The sequence below is a fragment of the Colwellia sp. BRX8-5 genome, from assembly GCF_014077325.1.
Lineage (GTDB): Bacteria > Pseudomonadota > Gammaproteobacteria > Enterobacterales > Alteromonadaceae > Colwellia_A.
In genome coordinates this window covers 1-733 of sequence record NZ_JACGVR010000078.1, presented here as the reverse complement: position 1 = coordinate 733, position 733 = coordinate 1, and the positions used below count along the sequence as shown (strand labels likewise).

The following is a 733-nucleotide window of genomic DNA, read 5'->3' as shown; positions in this document are numbered from 1 at the left end:
CAATTTATAGCTTGATTAATTTGCTAATGAGATCAAAATCCAGTGATTGATATCACTGGATTTTTTTTATGCAACTTTCTACCGCGCTTTCTTTAGTTAATTCAAATAACGTCACCGAGTTCCAAAACTTAGCAGAAATTTTGTCTCCAGAAATTATTAGTGCGGGACTAAAAGAACACGGAATATCTACCATTCGAAAGCGTAAGCTGCCTATGGAAAATATGGTGTGGGCTGTCATTGGCATGGCATTGTTTCGCAAGTTTCCAATGCGTCAAATGCTTAATCAGTTGGATATTATTTTACCCAGCGGTATCCCCTATGTTGCATCTAGTGCGGTCACGCAAGCGAGAAAAAAACTCGGTAGCAAAGTTATAGAAACTGTCTTTCAACAAACGCAACAACAATGGAACCATGATGCTAATCATGGTCAGTGGTGTGGTTTAAACCTTTTAGGTGTCGATGGTGTTGTGTGGCGAGTGCCCGATACCGATGAAAATAATGAAGAGTTTGCCAAAACAGGGACGCAACATGGCAAAGCCAGTTACCCTCAAGTACGTATGGTGTGTCAGATGGAGTTAACGAGCCATTTATTGACTAACAGTGTCTTTGATAGTGTTGAAGTTAACGAGATGAATCTTGCGTTAGGGTTAATTGATAAAACACCTGATAATAGTTTAACGCTGTTCGACCGTGGATTTTATTCATTAGGCTTGTTACATCGCTGGCAAAGTAC

1 protein-coding gene is annotated in these 733 nt (G+C 39.8%); it reads left to right on the top strand.

The window, feature by feature from the left end:
* Window positions 1-68: 68 nt before the first annotated feature.
* Window positions 69-733, top strand: a 665-nt coding sequence (locus tag H4J62_RS19940; RefSeq protein WP_182218788.1) for an IS4 family transposase, incomplete at its 3' end; no start/stop codon positions are given.